Below are 4,188 nucleotides of genomic sequence, written 5' to 3'. Positions count from 1 at the left end.
GCTAGTGCGTCCACAACCTCCGCATTCATGGAGCGACCGTGCTCTCCGGCAAGCTCGGAGAGTGTATCGCGCATGCCAGGGGGCAGCCTGACGATAAATTGATCGGCCCCCTGCCGGGCCGCGTCTTGCTGACGGTCTTTTTCTTGGCCATTCGCAACCTCTCAATCGCACAGTGCGATATCGCACTTGCGAATCTGCTGCGCTGATCGCGTGGGAATGGCTTCAGCGAGAGACCGACATATTCGCGACCTTCGACGTCTTGCACTATCGACCGAAGGAACACCCCAACATGGTGCGCGTGATCGATGAAAAGACGAACGCGCAAAGCTGGGTTCCTTTGCTCGATGACGCTGGTGTCGCTCTCTATCCAGAGCTGATGGACGAACTCGATGCTATCAAGCGCGAGCGCATCGGCGGCCTCATGCTGCGGCGGGACTGGGGTGAACGCGGCCCGTGGCCGACATGGCCAAAGCCTGACATGCCAGACTTCACGCACATGAGCCGAAAGGTGAAAGAGGTCATCCGGGCCGCCAATCTGCGCGACGAGCTATCATTCGCCTCGTTCAGGCACGGTGGCCTAACCGAGACCGGCGCCGAACTGACCGATCGCGAGATCTTGGCGCAGAGCAGGCATACCACGGTCAAGGTGTTGCCGAAGTACGTCAAGCGCACCACGACGCAGATCGCCACCGGCACCAAGAAGCGACGCGCCGTGCGAACGAAAGCCGGACATTTGTCCGAATGAGCATCAGCCAGCTTGTCCGAATGAAAAATTGGGAGTGTCGTAAGTGACTGAAAACATTGGAGCGGGTGAAGGGAATCGAACCCTCGTATTCAGCTTGGAAGGCTGCTGCTCTACCATTGAGCTACACCCGCGTCGGGATGATCCACTATCATGCCGGGAGGGCAGCCTCAACCGCCCTGAGTCGTTACGAACAGCCGGGTTCCAGCCGATCCGCCTTCAGGCCTTAACAGGGGCGGAGTGGCTGCCTATATTGCGTGTCCCATCAACAAAGAAAGGAGGTGATCCAGTGTCTTATCTCAAGCGCTGTCACCTCGCTGGGATCGCCCGCTAAGCAGTCCAAAGCTTGGCATCGGGGCGCTCTCAGCCCTGGACCAGCGAGCACGAGAATCGGGCGCGGCGGGAGCGATTCCGCCGCGTCTTTATTGTTGGGCCGACGCAGATGGGGAATTGCTCGGGACGCCATCAAGCCTGGAATCGGGCGACGTCGTCAAACCGTAATATTGCATGAATACTCATTGAGACCCGTCGGCTGGCATGCACGCCGACGCCTGAAATTACCGTCAACGAGCAGATCGTGGAGTTCTTGGAGGCCGACACCGCAGTCCTGATCCATTGCACGGTCGGACAGTGGTGATGCGTTCGCAGACCAAAGCTGTAACTGAACCTGATCGCCTCGGATACGCGGCAGGTACCTCGGGTAGAGGACGGTTCCTGCTGTGGGCGACTCCTCTGACGGTCGCCGGTGCTATCGCCGCGACTGGACATCTGTTTGCCCAAACACTGTCCGCGAACACGGCAATCAGGTTCGATATTCCCTCACAGTCGTTGAGCGCGGCACTCAGTCGCTATGGCGACCTGACGGGTCGCGAGGCACTCTACGACACCAGTCTTGCTGCGGGCAGGGCCTCGGGTGAGGTGCTGGGTGTGTTGACACCCAATGAAGCGCTACAGCGGCTTCTGGCCGGGACCAATCTTTCGGCGCGGTTCCTTTCCGAGAACGCATTCGTCCTGATGCCCACGGCACCCAGCGCGCGGCAAGCAACAACGCAAGAGCCATCAGCGGCACACCGACGTTATTATGGTCTGATTCAGGAGACCGTGCTGGATGCGCTCTGTCAGTCGGCCGTCACCCGTCCTGGCCAGTACCGGATTGTGGTGGCGCTTTGGATCGGCTCGACGGGCAGAATCGAGAAATCCCAGCGCGTCGGCTCCGCCGGCAGCGGCACTATCGATCGGCAGATTGACGTAACCCTGGCGTCGGTGAGACTGCGGGAGCCGCCGCCGGCAGATTTCGCGCAGCCCATATTGATTGTTCTCGTGCCGCAAGCGCCTGGCGTTACACCGGGCTGTGCCTCCGCTGACACTGCTGCGCGTCCCGGTGGAGAGACGCGATGAGCGACCAGGCCCTGGCGGGAATCCGTCGCTTGTTCGTCGAACGCTATGAGGATCTGAAGGAGCGCTTGACCAGATATCTGGGTTCGGCCGACCTCGCTGGCGACGCAATGCACGATACGTGGTTGCGCCTGGCGCAGACGGAATCGATCGGAGTCGTCCAAAGCCAGCAAAGCTACCTTTTCCGTGCAGCCTTGAATGCCGCCGCCGACCGCCGCCGCAACGACGCACGTCACCTGTCCGTGGCCGAGATCGACAGCCTGCTTGACGTGGCGGACGAAGCGCCGACGCCAGAGCAGATTGTGCTTGCGAGATCCGAACTGGAGGCGTTCAAGGCCATGCTGGCGCAACTTCCCGCGCGCAGGCGTACGATCTTCCTGGCGGCACGGCTGCACAATATTCCCCGTCAGGTGATCGCCGACCGCCTTGGCGTGTCACGGCGGCTGGTGGCGAAGGAACTTCTCCTGGCTCACAAGGCGTTTGTCGAGCGCCTCAAGGAAATGAAGGGCTAGAGCATGATCCGGAAAAGTGGGGCCCGGTTTTCCGTCGCGACAAACGCGAACGCGTTTGCGCGGAGATCATGCTCAAACAAAAGTGTGCGCATTTGTCACCGGCGAATCGTCTTAGGAGTGAGGTCGTCCGCAGTTTGGAAAGCGGCCACCACGATGTCGATATCAAAGGACGCGCAGCTAGTATGAGCAACGCCCGTCATTCGGGTTCCGGCCTGAATGTCATCGAGGATGAGGCCATCGCGTGGGTGCAGAAGCTTGCGTCCGGCGAAGCGACGCGTGAGGACGTGGACGCATTGGCGCGATGGCGTGCGCAAAGCCCTGCGCGTGAGGCCGCCTTTGTCGAGGCCAGTCGGGCGTGGAGCAGCGCGGGCGCGGCTGCGCGTATGCTGCAAGGCGTCGATCATGATATCTTCGCCGAACTCGATGCTCTCCGCCAACAGCGCAAGACAGTCAGCCGGCGCCTTGTGGTGGGCGGCGGTGTGGCCGCGATCGCCGCGGCGACAGCGTACGGCGCTGTGAGCCCGCCACTTGGGCTCTGGCCCTCCTTGGCCGAACTAAAGGCCGACTACCACACCAGCACCGGCGAACAGAGCAGCGTGACGTTCGCAGGCGACATCGCCATCAACCTCAACACACAGACCAGCCTGGCAATTCGATCCGCAGCCGGCGCGATGGATCGTATTGAGCTGATCCTGGGAGAGGCCTCCTTCGTTGTTCCAGCACGGGCAAAGCGATCATTGGGGGTTTTTGCGGCAGGCGGTGAGACCGTCGCGAACGCTGGAAAGTTCGATGTTCGTTACACCAAAGGCAGCGAACAGGCCTCGGTCAGCGTCACCTGTTTCGAGGGCGCCGCGCGGATTGCGCATGGGGCGGAGCTCGCCGCTCTCAAGGCTGGAGAGCGCGTCCAGTACGGTTCGAGAGGACTGAGCCCGATCGTCGCAATCGATCCGGTTGTTGCATCGGAATGGCAGCGGGGCATCGTCGAGTTTCGCGGGACCCCGCTCGCCGAGGCGGTCGAGGAAATCAACCGATACCGACCCGGCAGGATCATCTTGATGAACCAGGCGCTCGGGCAGAAGCAGCTCAGCGGTCGTTTTCGTATCGATCAGATGAATATGGTGCTGGAACAGCTCGAGTACGCATTTAACGCGAAGCTTCAGCGGTTCCCCGGCGGAATCGTGGTCCTGAGCTGAGCTTCGGCTGCGCCACCCGAGAGTCCTTCCAAAAAATAATTCGTGCGGGCGTGCTCAACGCCGCTGCAGAACCTGTCTTTACGGTGAGAGCCATTTCATTTCTGGCGTCGCCGCGACATGTGGCTGCGACGCTGGGAGCGTAGTCTTGTTCGCAGGAGCCTTCGATGCCGGTGCAAAGTGATGTCAGTTCCACCACCACCGCGCACCGGGATCGGCGCCGCTCCATCCTCCTTGCGGGCGTGAGCGCTGCGGCGCTGTTTCTGTCTGCGTCCGAGGCAATGGCCCGCCCCTTGGGCGGATCCGCGCCGACAGCGTCGGCTGCGGCGGTCGCAGCGGCGCAGTCGGC

Annotated in this window: 7 protein-coding genes and 1 tRNA gene; 6 read left to right on the top strand and 2 right to left on the bottom strand. The window is 61.5% G+C overall.

Features of this window, described 5'->3' with window-relative positions; all coding sequences use genetic code 11:
* On the bottom strand, positions 1-74 hold a 74-nt coding region (locus CWO89_RS41485), incomplete at its 3' end, for an Arc family DNA-binding protein (RefSeq protein ID WP_130584018.1).
* On the opposite strand from CWO89_RS41485, the gene CWO89_RS46470 reads away from it, so the two are divergent.
* Entirely contained in the window at positions 39-206 is a 168-nt protein-coding gene (locus tag CWO89_RS46470; protein ID WP_165421553.1) for a hypothetical protein, read from the top strand. The genes CWO89_RS41485 and CWO89_RS46470 overlap by 36 nt on opposite strands.
* An 83-nt stretch (positions 207-289) precedes the next feature.
* The gene (locus CWO89_RS41480) at positions 290-745 is read left to right on the top strand and encodes a hypothetical protein (protein WP_130584017.1); all 456 of its coding nucleotides are present in this window, start codon (positions 290-292) and stop codon (positions 743-745) included.
* 57 nt (positions 746-802) lie between these two features.
* Here the strand turns inward: CWO89_RS41480 and CWO89_RS41475 are convergent.
* Positions 803-876 (bottom strand) — tRNA-Gly (locus CWO89_RS41475).
* A gap of 502 nt (positions 877-1,378) precedes the next feature.
* Between CWO89_RS41475 and CWO89_RS41470 the strand changes: the two genes are divergently transcribed.
* The 4 genes from CWO89_RS41470 to CWO89_RS47330 form a co-directional block, all read left to right on the top strand.
* Positions 1,379-2,140, top strand: a complete 762-nt coding sequence (locus tag CWO89_RS41470) for an STN domain-containing protein (protein WP_130584016.1) — start codon at positions 1,379-1,381, stop codon at positions 2,138-2,140.
* Positions 2,137-2,649 (top strand): RNA polymerase sigma factor, encoded by a 513-nt coding sequence (locus tag CWO89_RS41465; RefSeq protein WP_130584015.1) that lies wholly within the window; start codon positions 2,137-2,139, stop codon positions 2,647-2,649. The genes CWO89_RS41470 and CWO89_RS41465 overlap by 4 nt, the downstream gene beginning before the upstream one ends.
* A 68-nt stretch (positions 2,650-2,717) precedes the next feature.
* Positions 2,718-3,842, top strand: coding sequence for a FecR family protein (locus CWO89_RS41460; protein ID WP_130584014.1), 1,125 nt, complete (start codon positions 2,718-2,720; stop codon positions 3,840-3,842).
* Between the two features lie 164 nt (positions 3,843-4,006).
* On the top strand, positions 4,007-4,188 hold a 182-nt coding region (locus CWO89_RS47330), incomplete at its 3' end, for a hypothetical protein (RefSeq protein ID WP_207234684.1).

This window comes from Bradyrhizobium sp. Leo170, from assembly GCF_004296405.1.
GTDB lineage: Bacteria > Pseudomonadota > Alphaproteobacteria > Rhizobiales > Xanthobacteraceae > Bradyrhizobium.
Note: the sequence above shows the minus strand (reverse complement) of the source record. Positions and strands in the feature narration are given on the sequence as shown.